Here is a 16,384-nt window from a genome sequence, read left to right on the forward strand (position 1 = left end):
TTTTATTCATTCTATTAAAAGACAACTCTTATTATTATATACTATTTTTAATTTATACATAAAGAAAAAGCATGATTTCAATAGGAAATCATGCTTTTCTCTCATTATTGACGCTTTATAAATTTCGCTAAATCTTTAAATTTAACTTTATCTGAGTAATTCATTACGCCGTTTACGTAAATGCGGCTTGTAACAGCATTTAATACCGCAATTGTCGCCAATAAGACCGCTAATGTTATCGTAATTTCTAGCATACCTGCTTCACCAGCTACAATACGTGAGAAGGTAACCATCGGTGTAAAAAATGGAACGTAAGAACTTACAACAACGATAGTACTATTCGGATCACTTAATGATTTAATACTAATGAAGAATGCAGCCATAATTAAAATCATTACCGGGAAAGATACAGCTTGTAAATCCTCCGTCTTAGACACGACAGCTCCAGCAGCAGCATACATCATCGCATATAGTAAATATCCCGTAATGAAATAAACAAGAAACATGCTGATAACCTTTGCATCTAATTTCGTAAAGTCAATTGGAATACCAAATAGTGAGGCACTTTCTAAATCAACCCAACCCAACAAATATGGAATAAGATAACCACACGCCAATATGACAAGTTGCAATAACGCCGTTGAAACAACCGCTAAAATTTTCGCATACATCATTGTAAGAGGCTTCACTTTCGGAAGCATTACTTCCATTACACGTGACGCCTTTTCAGATGCAATATTCATTGCGATTGTATTTCCGAACGCTACAATAAACATATATAAAGCAAATGTAAAGAAATAGGCAATTCCGAAAGAAGATGTACGATCTTTTATCGCTTCTTGCTTTACTTGAATTTCTGTTTGTAATTGCTGTGCAATTTCTGGTGAAACATTATTTTTGGCAATCGTCACCATCGTATATTGTTGCTTTAAATATCCTGCCATAATTGCGGAAGTTGCTTGGCTTGGAAATCCATTATACATATATGTAATCGATGGAGCCCCACCCTTTTCCGTCACATGGAATAGACCATCTAAATCGCCATCTTCTACTTGCTTATGCAGTTTATCAAAATCATCCTTTGAACCCAGTGTTATTTTTGCTGATGGCAATAGCTTATTTAGCTCATCTTTTTGTACTTTATATGTGGAACTCTCTACTACAACTGCAATTTTATCTTTATCCTTATTTTTATCATCGCCTGAAGTAAAATGATTAAATGCAAAAATCCCAAACACAACTAAAAATAAAATCGCACTCGTAATTAATGATTTTTTAGATAAAAACGCTTCCCTAAAATAAAATGAAAATACGTGAGAAAATTTACGCATCGTTATTTCGCCCTCTCTACAAAGATTTCGTTTAACGTCGGCTCTAACATTTTAAATTGTCGTAAGCTAACACCTTGCTCTTGCAACTGTTGCAAAATCTCGAGAGCTTCCGCATCGCCTTGTACTTTCACATAAAGAAGGCCTTGTTGTTTTTCATACGATACATGTATAGCTTCTAATCCCTTTTCATTCTCTACTGTATCTTCAATCGTTAAATTACGGAAACCGTATTCTTTCTTAATATCACTTAGCTGTCCTTTTACGACTGCTTCACCTTTTTTCAAAATACATACATGTTGGCAAAAAGCCTCTACTTGTTCCATACGATGACTTGATAAAATAATCGTCTTTCCGCTCTGTACTTGTTCTTCAATAATACTAGCTAACATCCCGGCATTAACTGGATCAAGGCCACTGAATGGTTCATCTAAAATGAGAAGTTCCGGATTATGAAGAAGAGCAGCAATTAATTGGATTTTTTGCTGATTCCCTTTTGAAAGCTCTCCAGCCGTTTTAAATTTATATTCTGGTATCGCTAAACGCTCTAACCAGTGATCAATAGCGTGATCTACTTCTTTCTTCGACATCCCTTCTAATCTACCAAAATATCGCAGCTGGTCTATTACTCTACTTTTTGTATATAAACCTCTTTCTTCTGGTAAATACCCAATTGTTACGCCACTATTCCCAAATGCTTTTCCATCCCACGTAATCGAACCTTCATTAGGCGTTAATAATCCGAGAAGCATTTTGATTGTTGTTGTTTTCCCTGCACCATTTCGTCCAAGTAACCCTAGTACTTCACCTTTTGGTAACGAAATTTGTAAACCGTTAACAGCTTTTGATTCCCCAAATTGTTTCGTTAAGTTTTGAATTTGTAAACTCAAAGTTTAAAGCCTCCCCTTTAGTATCATTCGTACTCTCTTTCAAAGACTATGTTTATTCAAGACAAAATATAGCGCTACACTTCATCCTCTTATATGTAAACACCGTCATTAATCCATCATTTGTTCTATTTAGTTAAAATTGTAAATAATAAAGCGCTCTTTGTCAATTATAATTGTCATTACGACAATTAAACTTGTCAAAACAACTGTTATTATTTTGCTCATCTTTCTAATATAGGACATACTACTATATATATAAAAGACAATATGCAAATGTTCATATAAAAATATTATATTTTAATATATAATATAAAATGATTTTCTAACATCAAGGAGGATACATATGAAGATGAAGAGGGGCATTACCACTTTATTATCTGTAGCGGTTCTATCTACATCACTTGTAGCATGTTCAGGAACACCAGAGAAAACAGTGGCGAAAGAAGAGAAAGTAAAATTAACAGAACAACAATTAATGGCTGATTTATGGTATCAAACAGCCGGTGAAACGAAAGCACTTTACTACCAAGGGTACAACATTGGTCAATTAAAACTTGATGCAGTTCTTGCAAAAGGGACAGAGAAAAAACCTGCTATCGTACTTGATTTAGACGAAACTGTTTTAGATAACAGTCCTCATCAAGCAATGAGCGTAAAAACAGGCAAAGGTTATCCTTACAAATGGGATGATTGGATTAACAAAGCTGAGGCTGAAGCCCTTCCAGGCGCAATTGATTTCTTAAAATATACAGAGTCTAAAGGTGTAGATATTTACTATATCTCAAATCGTAAAACGAACCAACTAGATGCAACAATTAAAAATCTTGAGCGTGTAGGTGCTCCTCAAGCAACGAAAGAACATATATTACTACAAGATCCGAAAGAAAAAGGAAAAGAAAAACGCCGTGAACTCGTTTCTCAAACTCATGATATTGTCTTATTCTTCGGTGATAACTTATCTGATTTCACAGGTTTTGATGGAAAATCTGTAAAAGATCGTAACCAAACAGTAGAAGATTCAAAAGTACAATTTGGTGAGAAATTCATTATTTTCCCGAATCCAATGTATGGCGATTGGGAAGGCGCTTTATATGATTATGATTTCAAAAAATCAGATGCAGAAAAAGATAAAATCCGTCGCGACAACTTAAAATCATTTGAAGTAAAATAAAGAGGATGGCATTCGCCATCCTCTTTATTTTGCTTTCTCTGTTAAAGGCAAGATAAATACTTCCACACGTCTATTCTTTGCCTTTCCTTCTTGTGTATCGTTTGGAGCAATCGAACGGTATTCTCCGTAACCAATCGCACTAAATTTTTCTGGTTGTAATTCTTTATTTTGCAGTAATACTTGCATAAAATTAACTGCCCGCTGCGTACTTAATTCCCAATTCGACGCAAACTGTGCATTGGCAATAGGGACATTATCCGTATGACCGGATACTGTAATTTCACGAGGTGACGCTGAAACAAGTAAGCTAGACATTTCTTTTGCAATCCCTAAAGATTCTAATTTCACATCTGCTTTCCCCGAATCAAACAGTATATTTTCTAATATTGTCACCATTAATCCCTTTTCAGTTAATTTAGTTTGAAAAGAAGAGGATAATTGTTTTTCATTAATATATTGATCAATCTTTTTTTGTAATGCTTTCAATTCATCCATCTCTTTTTTTTCTTTAGCTCTAGCTTCTTCTTGTTTTTTTGCTTGTTCTGCCTCAAGGCTACTTGCCGATAATTCTTTTTCATCATTTGGCTTTTGATCACTTAAAAATTCTTTGTTACCTGTTCCCCCGGCTAATTCACTTCGAAAAGCAACTGCCATCTGTTTAAACTTCGCAGCATCTATACTACTCATTGCGAATAAAACGATAAACAATGCAAATAACAACGTTAACATATCAGAATATGGGATTAACCACGTTTCATCGATATGCTCATCATGTTTTTTCTTTTTGCCTCTTCTATTTTTCTTACTCCGCATTTTTTTCTGCTCCTTTTTCTAGCTTTTTACGCTCAGTTGCAGAAAGTGCACCTAAAATGCGGTTCTTCATAATAAACGGATATGTACCTTCTTGTAACATTAATAAACAATCAATGATTAAACGTTTTTTCTCAATTTCAGCTGAAGATTTTTGCTTTAACTTATTTGCAAATGGATGCCATAATACATACCCTGAAAAAATACCAAAAATCGTTGCAATAAATGCACCCGAAATAGCATGACCTAACTTTTCAATATCAGTTAAGTTACCAAGCGCAGCTACAAGACCGATAACAGCACCTAAAACTCCTAATGTCGGTGCATACGTACCAGCTTGTGAAAAAATAGCAGCTCCCTTTGCATGTCTTTCTTCAATTGCTTCTAATTCAGATTCCAAAATTTGCTCTAAATCTTCTGCGGATACGCCATCAATCACAAATTTCATACCGCGCAAAAGAAATTCATCTTGAATTTTGTCTAATTGTTGCTCTAAAGACAAAATACCGTATTTTCTACTTTCAGATGTCCAATGAACAAATAATTCTAGCAACTGTTCATAACTTAAATCCTTTTTATTTGAACCAAAAAGAACTTTAAATAGTTTTGGAACCCTTTTTAGTTGATTCATCGGAAATGCAATACATACTGCAGCAAATGTACCGATAAAAATAATTAATGCTGCGGCAGGATTTAATAAGGCTGTTACGTCAGCGCCCTTGACGACCATCCCTACTACCACTGCTAAAAATCCTAAAATAAGTCCAATAATTGTTGCAAAATCCATTCCCATTCACTCCTAGTCTATACAAGAAGTTCTTTATTCTCGATAATCGCTACATCTTCTTATGTATATATATTACATAAAAAATGCAATTCATGAAAGATAAGAAATGAATTATATAAAAAAATACTACAAATTCACACATTTTCTGACATTTTCTTTGCATTTCTATTACGTTATGACTCTTATATTTCTTTTCCAACAAACTAGACTTATAATAAAAAAAGATACATATTTTATTAAGAAGGGACTGTGATTACAAGGCATTATGAAAAAGATAATAATTATTTCTGCCACTACTATTGTAATCGGTATCACATCTTTCGCTTACTTTGGTTCTAAATCACCACTACATAATGAAGCGAAAGCTGTCGAAAGTCAAAAACATAATAACCACCCAAAAGAAGAGATTCCTGCTTTTCCAAAAGCTGATCATAATGCAAAGAAAATAGACAATGACTTTTCAGTTGTAACAAATCCAAAATCTAATCTTGTCTTAATTAATAAACATCGAAAACTACCAGATGGATACACTCCTGAAGACTTAACAAGACCAAACGTACCATTCACTAGTCCAAAAGATAAAGAAAAAACGCTACTACGCAAAGATGCTGCAGAAGCACTTGAAAACATGTTCAAAGCTGCAAAAAAAGAAGGGATTGATCTTACAGCTGTATCTGGTTATCGTTCATACAAACGTCAAAAATCGTTGCATGATACATACGTTAGACGTCAAGGAAAAGCTGAAGCTAATTCAGTAAGCGCAATTCCTGGTACAAGTGAACACCAAACGGGTTTAGCAATGGATATTAGTTCAAAAACAGCTAAATTTCAATTAGAGCCTATCTTCGGAGAGACAGCAGAAGGAAACTGGGTCGCGGAACACGCTCATAAATTCGGCTTTGTCATTCGTTACTTAGAAGATAAAACAGATACAACAGAATATGCATATGAACCATGGCACTTACGCTACGTTGGTAATCCATACGCTACATACCTATATAAACATCACTTAACATTAGAAGAAGCAATGGAAGACAAAAAATAAGAGAGCAAATTGCTCTCTTATTTTTCTTTCACTCTATCATTGTAGTAATTTCTTCTTCCATTCTTCAGGCCATGGTTCGCCTCTTCCTGTTTTTTTCGACGCTTGAACCATCATTCCACGACCTACTAAACAAACCTCTCCTTCTGCATTCTTCACCATATAATGTAAATCCAAAGAAGAATTCCCAACCGATCCTGCCTTTACATACACCTTCAACTGTTCATCATAATATATTTGCTTAATAAAATTACATTGTAAATCCGCAACAACGATCATCGTGTCTGATGATGTATGTGTCCACTCTTGCATAAATCCAAGTTCTTTAAACAACGCGATACGAGCTTCTTCAAAATAAGTAAAAGCAACGACATTATTTACATGTCCAAACATATCTACTTCACCAAAACGAACCTTTACAGGATTGTAAAATAAAAAACCACTTTCCCATTTCTCGAAGTCTTCAATATAAGAAATTCTCTTCAACGTTATCTCCTCTTCCTCTCAAAAAAACAGAATAAACTGAAAAATACAGTTATAAATATTGCCCCTTCAAGATGAAGAGGCAATATTTATTAATAGTTATTATCGCTACCAAAGAAATCTTTGAACGATTGAATTGTTGTATCACGGTTTAATGCCGCAATTGAAGTTGTTAAAGGAATACCCTTCGGACATGATTGCACACAGTTTTGAGAGTTACCACAGTTCGCTAGTCCTCCATCTCCCATAATTGCACGTAAGCGATCTGCTTTATGCATTTCACCCGTTGGATGTGAGTTGAATAAGCGAGCTTGTGATAACGGCGCTGGTCCAATAAAGTCAGACTTACTGTTTACGTTTGGACATGATTCTAAGCAAACACCACATGTCATACATTTTGAAAGCTCATAAGCCCATTGACGCTTTTTCTCAGGCATTCTTGGTCCTGGACCTAGGTCATACGTACCATCAATTGGAATCCAAGCTTTAACGCGTTTTAGAGCATTAAACATGCGACTGCGGTCAACTTGTAAATCACGTACAACTGGGAATGTCTTCATCGGCTTTAAGCGAATTGGCTGTTCTAATTGATCAATAAGAGCCGTACATGATTGACGTGGCTTTCCGTTAATAACCATTGAACATGCTCCGCATACTTCCTCTAAGCAGTTCATATCCCATGCAATCGGAGTTGTTTGATTCCCTTTTGAATCAACAGGATTACGACGAATTTCCATAAGCGCCGAAATAATATTCATATTCGGACGATATGGAATTTCAAACTCTTGGTCAAACGCTTGTGCATCTGGTCCATCTTGTCTCGTAATGATGAGGCGGATTGTTTTCTCAGACATGTTGTTTATCCCCCTTCTCTTCACCCTTAGCAGCTACATCATGTTTTGAAGAATAATCACGTTTACGTGGTTTAATTAATGAAACATCAACGTCTTCGTAATGGAATGCTGGTGCATTTCCTTCTCCTTCAAATTTTGCCATCGTAGTTTTTAAGAAGTTTGCATCATCACGATTTGGGAATTCAGGTTTGTAATGCGCCCCGCGGCTCTCATTACGGTTATATGCGCCAATTGTAATAACACGTGCTAACTCAAACATATTTGCAAGTTGACGTGTAAATGAAGCACCTTGGTTACTCCATCTCGCTGTATCGTTAATGTTAATACGTTTGTAACGAGCCATTAACTCTTCAATTTTCGCATCTGTTTCTAATAACTTTTTATTTTCACGAACTACTGTAACGTTATCTGTCATCCATTCTCCAAGCTCTTTATGAAGAACATATGCATTTTCATTACCATCCATCGTTAAAATATTGTTAAATTTCTCTGTTTCGATTAATTCATTTTGCTCATATACAGTAGACGAAACAGCATCTGATGATTTAGAAAGACCTTTCATATATTCAATTGCGTTTGGTCCTGCTACCATACCACCATAAATTGCTGATAATAGTGAGTTTGCACCAAGGCGGTTACCACCGTGCATAGAATAATCACACTCACCTGCTGCAAATAAACCTGGAATACTCGTCATTTGCTTATAGTCAACCCATAGTCCGCCCATTGAATAGTGAACAGCTGGGAAGATTTTCATTGGTAGTTTACGAGGATCATCACCTGTAAATTTCTCATAGATTTCAATGATTCCACCAAGTTTAATATCTAGTTCTTTCGGATCTTTATGAGAAAGATCTAAGTACACCATGTTTTCACCGTTAATACCTAGTTTTTGCTCTACGCAAACATCAAAGATTTCACGCGTTGCGATATCACGAGGTACAAGGTTTCCGTAAGCCGGATATTTTTCTTCTAAGAAGTACCATGGCTTACCATCTTTATATGTCCAAACACGTCCACCTTCACCACGTGCAGATTCACTCATAAGACGTAATTTATCGTCTCCTGGAATTGCCGTTGGGTGAATTTGAATGAACTCACCATTTGCATAATATGCGCCTTGCTGATATACAGCAGACGCTGCTGTACCTGTATTAATAATGGAGTTTGTTGATTTTCCGAAAATGATACCAGGGCCCCCTGTTGCCATAATCACGGCATCAGCTCCGAAACTTTTAATCTCCATAGTTTGTAAGTCTTGTGCAACGATTCCTCGGCACACACCTTCATCATCAACAACAGCTCGTAAGAAATCCCAACCTTCATATTTCGTTACAAGTCCTGCTACTTCATGACGACGTACTTGCTCATCTAATGCGTAAAGTAATTGCTGTCCAGTTGTTGCACCAGCGAATGCTGTACGGTGATGTTGTGTTCCACCAAATCGACGGAAATCAAGAAGTCCTTCTTCCGTACGGTTGAACATAACACCCATACGGTCCATTAAATGAATGATACCAGGTGCTGCTTCACACATTGCTTTAACTGGTGGTTGGTTCGCTAAGAAGTCCCCACCATAAATTGTATCGTCAAAGTGGATCCATGGAGAATCCCCTTCACCTTTCGTATTTACGGCACCGTTAATTCCGCCCTGAGCACATACAGAATGTGAACGTTTTACTGGTACTAAAGAAAACAGTTCAACATTCACTCCTGCTTCTGCCGCTTTAATCGTTGCCATTAAGCCAGCCAAGCCACCGCCGACTACTATAAGTTTCCCTTTCATGCTCTCCCACTCCTTACTGATTTGCTAGCTGTGGATCGATGAACGCTAATAATGCACTCACACCTACATAAGATAGACCTAAGAAAATAGCTAATGTTACATAAGTAGAGATTCTTTGTGAACGTGGAGATACTGTAATTCCCCAGCTGATGCAGAATGTCCATAGTCCATTTGCAAAGTGGAAAATTGTTGAAACAACACCAACTAAGTAGAATGCAAACATAGCTGGATTGTTTAAAATATCTGCCATCATATCATAGTTTACCTCTTTACCTAACATTGCTTGAATACGAGTTTCCCAGACGTGCCAAGAAATGAAAATCAGCGTAACGATACCTGAAATTCTTTGGAAGACGAACATCCAGTTACGGAAATAACCGTAAGAAACCGCATTGTTCTTAGCTGTAAATGCAATATATAAGCCATATATAGCATGGTACAGTATCGGTAAAAAGATGATGAAAATTTCTAGCGCATACCGGAATGGAAGGAGCTCCATAAAGCCTGCAGCTTTGTTAAAAGCCTCTGCTCCTCTTGTTGCAAAGTTGTTTACAATTAGATGTTGCGTCAAAAAGACACCAACCGGGATGACCCCCATTAATGAGTGCCACTTACGAAACGTATACTCGCGGCCTTTCATGTCCCCATTACCCCCTTGAATGTTTGACTGCTGTTTTCAGATTAATTTATAACAATAATGTTTTTTCACTATTGGCATAAGAAAAACTGAAAAAATTATTCGAAATATTTCAGCATAATTTGATAACAAGTTCATTTTACCCCTATTTTTGTCGAAGCGTCAAGAAAACGTATACATAATTTGCATATAATTTGCCAATTCTTTTTTTCTTCTCAGATATTGAGATTTCCCTAAAGAAAAATCTGTTTTTATAAATGAAAAATGTTATATAATAATCCCTATAGAAAGAGGGGAATATTGTGAGTAAAAATACAATCGATATAACATCTTTAGAAGATGTTTCATTGAACGCCTTCGCTTATGAATTGCTACGTGAAGAATTACTACCTGATTTAATCGGCAACGATTTAGATGGTATTTTATACTGGTCTGGTAGAAACCTTGCAAGAAAATATCCGCTAGAAACAATTGAAGAAGTCATTCAGTTCTTTGAAAAGGCTGGCTGGGGCACTTTAAGCATTATTGAACATAAGCGTCGTGAAATGCAGTTCCAACTTAAAGGCACACTCATTGCAGAACGTCAAAAACAAAAAAGGCATTCTTCTTATCAACTAGAAGCTGGATTCATCGCTGAACAAATTCAAAAGCAACGGAACGTCGTTGCAGAGTCATATGAAGAAAAGAAAAAACGTTCTGACTCTATTACATTTCTTGTGAAATGGGATATAAAAGATCTCATTGAAGTGTAAGCATTACCTACAGTCAACTAGACATATCAGTTTAGTTGACTTTTTTGTATTTTCATTCACGTCAATTTATTTTAAATCTTCAGAAATTATAACAAAAAATAGAAGACATTGTAAACTACAACGTCTTCTTATCTGTTAAATACGTATAAATCGTCTCTGCAACATTTTTTGGCATACCTGCTTCGACAAATTCTGCTACAGAAGCTTCTTTCATCTTCTTTAATGAACCAAAATGTTTTAACAATACCTTTTTCCGTTTATCACCGATTCCTGGAATGTCATCCAATGCTGATTGAATGACAGATTTCCCGTGTAATTGACGATGGAATGTAATCGCAAATCGATGCACCTCGTCTTGAATACGCTGCAATAAATAAAATTCTTGGCTATTTCTCTCAAGCACCACAGGTTCCGGGGGATCTCCAATAATTAAATGGGAGGTTTTATGTTTGTCATCTTTTACAAGACCTGCCATCGGAATATATAATCCGAGCTCATTCTCTAAAATATCACTTGCAGCCGCCAAGTGGCCTTTTCCGCCATCAATAATAATCAAATCCGGTAAAGGTAAATTTTCTTTAAGCGCCCTTGTATAACGGCGTCTCACAACTTCCCTCATAGACTCATAATCATCTGGCCCTTGAACCGTTTTAATTTTATATTTCCTATATTCTTTCTTCGCTGGTTTCCCATCGATAAAAGCAATCATTGCAGAAACGGGATTTGTTCCTTGAATATTTGAGTTATCAAACGCTTCAATACGATACGGTGTTTCAATTCCAAGCTGCTTCCCTAAATGATCTACCGCTTTAATCGTTCGTTCTTCATCACGTTCGATTAAGTAAAACTTCTCTTCAAGAGCAATTTTTGCGTTTTTATTTGCTAATTCTACAAGGTCTTTTTTCTTACCACGTTTCGGCTGTGTCGCTTCCACTTCTAAAAAGCGCTCTACTAATTCCGAGTCTATACTTCCTGGAACGACAATTTCCTTCGGTTTAAAATGACTACTGTTTTCATAAAATTGGCCGATAAACGTTAAAAAGCCCTCTTCTGGTTCATCGTAAATCGGAAACATAGAAACATCACGTTCAATTAGCTTGCCTTTTCGAACGAAGAAAACTTGAACACACATCCATCCTTTATCCACTGCATATCCAAACACATCGCGATCCACTAAGTCACTCATAATCATCTTTTGTTTTTCCATAATCGCATCAATATGAGCAATTTGATCACGCAACTCTTTTGCACGTTCAAACTCTAGTTTCTCTGAGGCCTCATACATTTTTATTTCTAATTCTGAACGAACTTCTTTATGCCCACCATTTAAAAACTTAATAATTTCATCTACAATTTCTTTATTTTGTTCTTCCGTCACTTCTTTCACACAAGGCGCTAGACATTGATCCATATGATAATACAAACAAACTTTATCTGGCATATTCGTGCATTTCCGAAGTGGATACATACGATCTAGCAGTTTTTTCGTTTCATGAGCAGATTGTGCATTTGGATAAGGACCAAAATACTTTCCTTTATCCTTTTTTACATTTCGAGTAATGAGTAAGCGCGGTTGTTTCTCCGCTGTAATTTTAATAAAAGGATATGTTTTATCATCTTTTAATTGAATATTATATTTCGGATCATATTTTTTAATTAGATTTAACTCTAAAATAAGTGCTTCTAAATTCGAAGAGGTTACAATATATTCAAAATCAACAATTTCTCCTACAAGCCGCAGTGTTTTCCCATCATGTGAACCAGTAAAGTACGAGCGCACACGATTTTTAAGCACTTTTGCCTTTCCGACATATATAACCGTTCCTTGCTTATCTTTCATTAAATAACAACCAGGTTGATCTGGTAAAATAGCCAACTTTTCTTTCAAATGTTCGTGCACTCGTCTCCCTCCATTTCTACATGCTTAGCATTTTTATTTTCACTTGAAAACATACTATGCCAAAACACCCAACATACGTTCCTTTATTGTAACGGAAAGGATCTAAAAAAGAAAATAAAAAAAGCTACCATTTGGTAGCTTTTTTTATTTTAGAAGTGTTTAGAAACTAATTCTACTAACGCTTCTTTCGGTTTGTAACCTAACGCTTGATCAACTACTTTACCGTCTTTTAATACGAAAAGAGCTGGAATACTCATTACTTCGAATTGACGAGCAGTTTCTTGGTTTTCATCAACATCTACTTTTACTACTTTTACTTTTTCGCCTAATTCTGCATCGATTTCCTCTAATACAGGAGCGATCATTTTACAAGGTCCACACCAAGGTGCCCAGAAATCTAATAATACAACACCTTCGCTAGTTTCAGCTGCGAAGCTTTGGTCATTTGCGTTTACAATTGCCATTTTATTTCCTCCTTCAAGTATATTCTACCAAGAGTATATCATTAACTTATATACGTGGCGAATAATATGTATCGTTATGTATTGTAACAAAAAAATGTTCCTTTATACTATATAAAAATACGGATTAAATACTAAAAAGATGAGAGACAGGGGATCTCTCACCTTTTTCTATATATAGGGGTACTTCACTTGGAACTCAAGGGTACTTAAATCATGAATGTACTTTTAACTTTTTAAACTCTTCTGTTAAAAGAGGTACAACTTCGAACAAGTCACCGACAATACCGTAGTCAGCTACTTTGAAGATACTTGCTTCTGGATCTTTATTAATCGCAACGATTATTTTTGAGTTAGACATACCTGCTAAATGCTGAATCGCACCAGAAATACCACATGCAATGTATAAGTCTGGCGTAACAACTTTACCAGTTTGACCAATTTGTAATGAGTACTCACAGTATTCAGCGTCACAAGCACCACGAGATGCCCCAACAGCGCCGCCTAGTACGTCAGCTAACTCTTTTAATGGTTTAAATCCTTCTTCACTCTTCACACCGCGTCCGCCAGCGATAATAACTTTCGCTTCAGAAAGATCAACACCTTCTGCTGTTTTACGGACAACATCCTGAATGATTGTACGTAAATCTTTCACATCAACTGTAATAGAAGATACGTCACCGCTGCGAGACTCATCTTTTTCCAGAGTTGCAATGTTATTTGGACGCACTGTCGCAAATAAGATGCCGTCTGTTACAATCTTCTTCTCGAATGCTTTACCAGAGTAAATCGGACGAGTGAAGATAACATTTCCACCTTCAACCTCTAAAGCAGTTACGTCAGAAACTAAACCAGCTTCAAGCTTCGCTGCTAATTTTGGTGATAAATCTTTACCAAGTGCTGTATGTCCAAAGACAATACCTTCTGGATTTTCTTCAGCATGTACAGCTAAAAACGCTTGTGCATAACCATCAGATGTATATGATTTTAATTTATCATTTTCAACTGTCACAACGCGATCTGCACCGTAATGAATCAATTCATTTGCAAAAGAGGCAACGCTGTCTCCAACTAGAAGACCTACTACTTCACCGCCTTCTGCAATTGTTTTTGCTGCTGCTACCGCTTCAAACGAAACGTTACGTAGCGATCCATCACGAACTTCACCCATTACTAATACTTTACGAGCCATAGATTTTCCCTCCTGCATATATAATTTCGTATTTTATTAGATTACTTTCGCTTCTGTATGGAGCAACGATACAAGTTCTTTTACTTGATCTTGCAGCTCGCCTTGTAACACTTTTCCTGCATCTTTCTTAGGAGGCAAATAGATTTCAATTGTTTTTGTCTTTGCTTCCACATCATCTTCTTCTAAATCTAAATCATCTAATTCTAATTCTTCTAGTGGCTTTTTCTTCGCTTTCATAATACCTGGAAGCGATGGATAACGAGGTTCATTTAAACCTTGCTGTGCTGTTACTAACACTGGTAATGAAGTTGCAATCACTTCTGTATCACCTTCAACATCACGCTCAATCTTCACATTTGTACCGTCAATTTCAAGTTTTGTAATTGTCGTTACATACGGAATATTTAACGCTTCAGCTACGCGTGGACCTACTTGTCCAGATGCACCATCAATTGCAACGTTTCCACCTAAAATTAGATCTGCATCTTTATCTTTTAAATATTCAGCAAGCACTTTTGCTGTCGTGAACTGGTCACCATTTTCTACATCATCTTCAATATTAATTAATACCGCTTTATCACAGCCCATCGCTAATGCAGTACGAAGTTCTTTCTCACTATCTTCGCCACCGACTGTTACAACTGTAACTTCTCCACCTTGTGCGTCTCTTACTTGAATTGCTTCTTCAATTGCATATTCATCGTAAGGGTTGATGATGAATTCCGCTTCGCCATCGTAAATTGCACCGTTTTTAATTACGATTTTTTCTTCTGTATCAAATGTTCGTTTCATGAGTACGTAGATGTTCATTCCATTTACCCCCTTGTTTTTCAGAAAGATTCTATCAATTTTAATTTTCTGTTAATTTATATTAAAAAAATAATTGAACTACCTGCCACTAAATGAAGGTTTACGCTTTTCTAAAAATGCAGCTACACCTTCTCTTCCATCTTCACTCGTAAATACTTCACCAAAAATTTGTGATTCACGTTGTACACCTTCATAGTAATGAGACGATTTGGTCGTTTGCAATAACTCTAGTACAGCACGAGTTGTTGCTGGACTTTTTCCAGCAATTTGTTTTGCGACTTTAAGCGTATCATCTAAAAGTGATTCTTCAGAGAACAATCCGTTAACAAGTCCCCATTTCAATGCTTCTGCACCAGTAATTGGTGTACTTGTTAACATCATTTCACAAGCTTTTGCTTTCCCAACATAACGTGGTAAGCGCTGTGTACCTGCAAAGCCAGGAATTAATCCAAGTGTTAATTCAGGTAAACCAAGTTTTGCACTTTCAGTTGCAAAGCGCATGTGGCAAGACATAGCAAACTCAAGGCCGCCGCCCAGTGCCGCTCCATGAATTGCCGCAATAACTGGTTTTGAACATTTTTCAACACGCTCAAACGTAACTTGTCCAAGCTGTGCTAATTCTGTTGCTTGCTTCGCTTCAGTAACAGATGTAAATTCTTTAATATCTGCTCCTGCTGAGAAGAAACGTCCTTCACCGTGAATAACAACAACACGAATGTTATCATCCTTTTCCACTTGATCAATTAATTCAGTAACGTCATGCATAACTTGTGAAGACATCGCATTTGCTGGTGCATGATTTAACGTCGCCACCGCGATATGATCTTCAACTCTTACAGATAGGAATTTCAACATGATCCCTCCCATTATTGACGATAACCACAAGCTGCAATGAGTAGCCCATGTACCGTTTTTGAAAGTGCGACCAGATCATACTTATGATCGCTCATTACCCAATTGGTCACAACTTCATCTACTGTTCCAAAGATCATTTGTCTTGCCACGCGAACATTTAAATCTGCTTGAAATTCACCTTGTTTTATACCAGTCTCTAAAATCTCATCCATAACTTGTAAGTAGCCTTTTAATACTTCATTTATTTTAAGGCGCAAGTCTTGATTGGACTGCCTGAGCTCTAATTGCGTAACGATAGCAAGGGGATCATTTTGTGACAACAGCAAGAAGTGCGTTTCTACCAACATGAATAACTTCGATACAGCGCTTTCAATTCCTGCTGTTTTTTGACGAATTGTTTCGACAAAATCTCCCATCTTCTCTTGGAATAAGGATATTAATATATCTTCTTTATTTTTAAAATATAAATAAATCGTGCCATCAGCTACCCCAGCTTGCTTTGCGATTTTAGAAACTTGCGCTTGGTGGTACCCATTCTCCGCAATCACAATGACTGCCGCATCAATAATTTGATTGTATTTCGGTCTATTTTTCTTCACTTTACTGTCCCCTTCAAGAAGATGACT

General features: G+C 36.4%; 17 protein-coding genes. 3 read left to right on the plus strand and 14 right to left on the minus strand.

All coding sequences use genetic code 11. The features are described 5' to 3' along the window. Nucleotides 1-104: 104 nt before the first annotated feature. Nucleotides 105-1,331, minus strand: coding sequence for an ABC transporter permease (locus NZ044_RS22160; protein WP_001224985.1), 1,227 nt, complete (start codon nt 1,329-1,331; stop codon nt 105-107). A gap of 2 nt (nt 1,332-1,333) precedes the next feature. Continuing rightward, nucleotides 1,334-2,218, minus strand: a complete 885-nt coding sequence (locus tag NZ044_RS22165) for an ABC transporter ATP-binding protein (RefSeq protein ID WP_000058118.1) — start codon at nt 2,216-2,218, stop codon at nt 1,334-1,336. A 343-nt stretch (nt 2,219-2,561) separates the two neighbouring features. Between NZ044_RS22165 and NZ044_RS22170 the strand changes: the two genes are divergently transcribed. Continuing rightward, nucleotides 2,562-3,389 (plus strand): 5'-nucleotidase, lipoprotein e(P4) family, encoded by an 828-nt coding sequence (locus NZ044_RS22170; RefSeq protein WP_000782773.1) that lies wholly within the window; start codon nt 2,562-2,564, stop codon nt 3,387-3,389. A 24-nt stretch (nt 3,390-3,413) separates the two neighbouring features. Here the strand turns inward: NZ044_RS22170 and motB are convergent, their stop codons facing one another. Next, complete coding sequence (gene motB / locus NZ044_RS22175) at nt 3,414-4,202, minus strand: flagellar motor protein MotB (protein ID WP_001256733.1); 789 nt, start codon at nt 4,200-4,202, stop codon at nt 3,414-3,416. Then, nucleotides 4,192-4,986 carry a flagellar motor stator protein MotA gene (gene motA, locus NZ044_RS22180; RefSeq protein ID WP_000344851.1) on the minus strand — a complete coding sequence of 265 codons (795 nt, stop codon included), beginning with the start codon at nt 4,984-4,986 and terminating at the stop codon, nt 4,192-4,194. The genes motB and motA overlap by 11 nt, the downstream gene beginning before the upstream one ends. A 265-nt stretch (nt 4,987-5,251) precedes the next feature. Between motA and NZ044_RS22185 the strand changes: the two genes are divergently transcribed. Beyond that, entirely contained in the window at nt 5,252-6,031 is a 780-nt protein-coding gene (locus NZ044_RS22185) for a M15 family metallopeptidase (protein ID WP_000720194.1), read from the plus strand. Nucleotides 6,032-6,067: 36 nt separating this feature from the next. Here NZ044_RS22185 and NZ044_RS22190 read toward each other — a convergent pair whose 3' ends face one another. The 4 genes from NZ044_RS22190 to sdhC form a co-directional block, all read right to left on the minus strand. Beyond that, nucleotides 6,068-6,514, minus strand: coding sequence for an acyl-CoA thioesterase (locus tag NZ044_RS22190; protein ID WP_000822726.1), 447 nt, complete (start codon nt 6,512-6,514; stop codon nt 6,068-6,070). Between the two features lie 89 nt (nt 6,515-6,603). Further along, nucleotides 6,604-7,365: a succinate dehydrogenase iron-sulfur subunit gene (gene sdhB, locus NZ044_RS22195; RefSeq protein ID WP_001291827.1), complete on the minus strand. Its 762-nt coding sequence runs from the start codon at nt 7,363-7,365 to the stop codon at nt 6,604-6,606. After that, nucleotides 7,358-9,151 carry a succinate dehydrogenase flavoprotein subunit gene (gene sdhA / locus NZ044_RS22200; protein ID WP_000676742.1) on the minus strand — a complete coding sequence of 598 codons (1,794 nt, stop codon included), beginning with the start codon at nt 9,149-9,151 and terminating at the stop codon, nt 7,358-7,360. Before sdhA ends, sdhB begins: the two co-directional genes overlap by 8 nt. 13 nt (nt 9,152-9,164) lie before the next feature. After that, complete coding sequence (gene sdhC / locus NZ044_RS22205) at nt 9,165-9,791, minus strand: succinate dehydrogenase cytochrome B558 (protein WP_000678354.1); 627 nt, start codon at nt 9,789-9,791, stop codon at nt 9,165-9,167. 299 nt (nt 9,792-10,090) lie between these two features. On the opposite strand from sdhC, the gene NZ044_RS22210 reads away from it, so the two are divergent. Further along, complete coding sequence (locus NZ044_RS22210; RefSeq protein ID WP_000042214.1) at nt 10,091-10,540, plus strand: YslB family protein; 450 nt, start codon at nt 10,091-10,093, stop codon at nt 10,538-10,540. Nucleotides 10,541-10,655: 115 nt separating this feature from the next. Here NZ044_RS22210 and uvrC read toward each other — a convergent pair whose 3' ends face one another. The 6 genes from uvrC to NZ044_RS22240 all read right to left on the minus strand — a co-directional run bounded on the left by uvrC (nt 10,656) and on the right by NZ044_RS22240 (nt 16,357). Next, nucleotides 10,656-12,440 carry an excinuclease ABC subunit C gene (uvrC, locus tag NZ044_RS22215; RefSeq protein WP_000544290.1) on the minus strand — a complete coding sequence of 595 codons (1,785 nt, stop codon included), beginning with the start codon at nt 12,438-12,440 and terminating at the stop codon, nt 10,656-10,658. Nucleotides 12,441-12,589: 149 nt separating this feature from the next. Then, nucleotides 12,590-12,904, minus strand: a complete 315-nt coding sequence (gene trxA / locus NZ044_RS22220) for a thioredoxin (protein ID WP_001018943.1) — start codon at nt 12,902-12,904, stop codon at nt 12,590-12,592. Between the two features lie 211 nt (nt 12,905-13,115). Then, on the minus strand, nt 13,116-14,093 hold the full coding sequence (gene etfA / locus NZ044_RS22225; RefSeq protein WP_000101957.1) for an electron transfer flavoprotein subunit alpha: 978 nt from the start codon (nt 14,091-14,093) through the stop codon (nt 13,116-13,118). Nucleotides 14,094-14,129: 36 nt separating this feature from the next. Then, on the minus strand, nt 14,130-14,903 hold the full coding sequence (gene etfB, locus NZ044_RS22230) for an electron transfer flavoprotein subunit beta (RefSeq protein ID WP_001029028.1): 774 nt from the start codon (nt 14,901-14,903) through the stop codon (nt 14,130-14,132). A gap of 78 nt (nt 14,904-14,981) precedes the next feature. Further along, nucleotides 14,982-15,758: an enoyl-CoA hydratase gene (locus NZ044_RS22235; RefSeq protein ID WP_000911292.1), complete on the minus strand. Its 777-nt coding sequence runs from the start codon at nt 15,756-15,758 to the stop codon at nt 14,982-14,984. Nucleotides 15,759-15,769: 11 nt separating this feature from the next. Further along, nucleotides 15,770-16,357: a TetR/AcrR family transcriptional regulator gene (locus NZ044_RS22240; protein ID WP_000742213.1), complete on the minus strand. Its 588-nt coding sequence runs from the start codon at nt 16,355-16,357 to the stop codon at nt 15,770-15,772. Nucleotides 16,358-16,384 lie beyond the last annotated feature (27 nt).

Origin of the sequence: Bacillus sp. FSL K6-1338 (assembly GCF_038006965.1) — a bacterium.
GTDB lineage: Bacteria > Bacillota > Bacilli > Bacillales > Bacillaceae_G > Bacillus_A > Bacillus_A thuringiensis_S.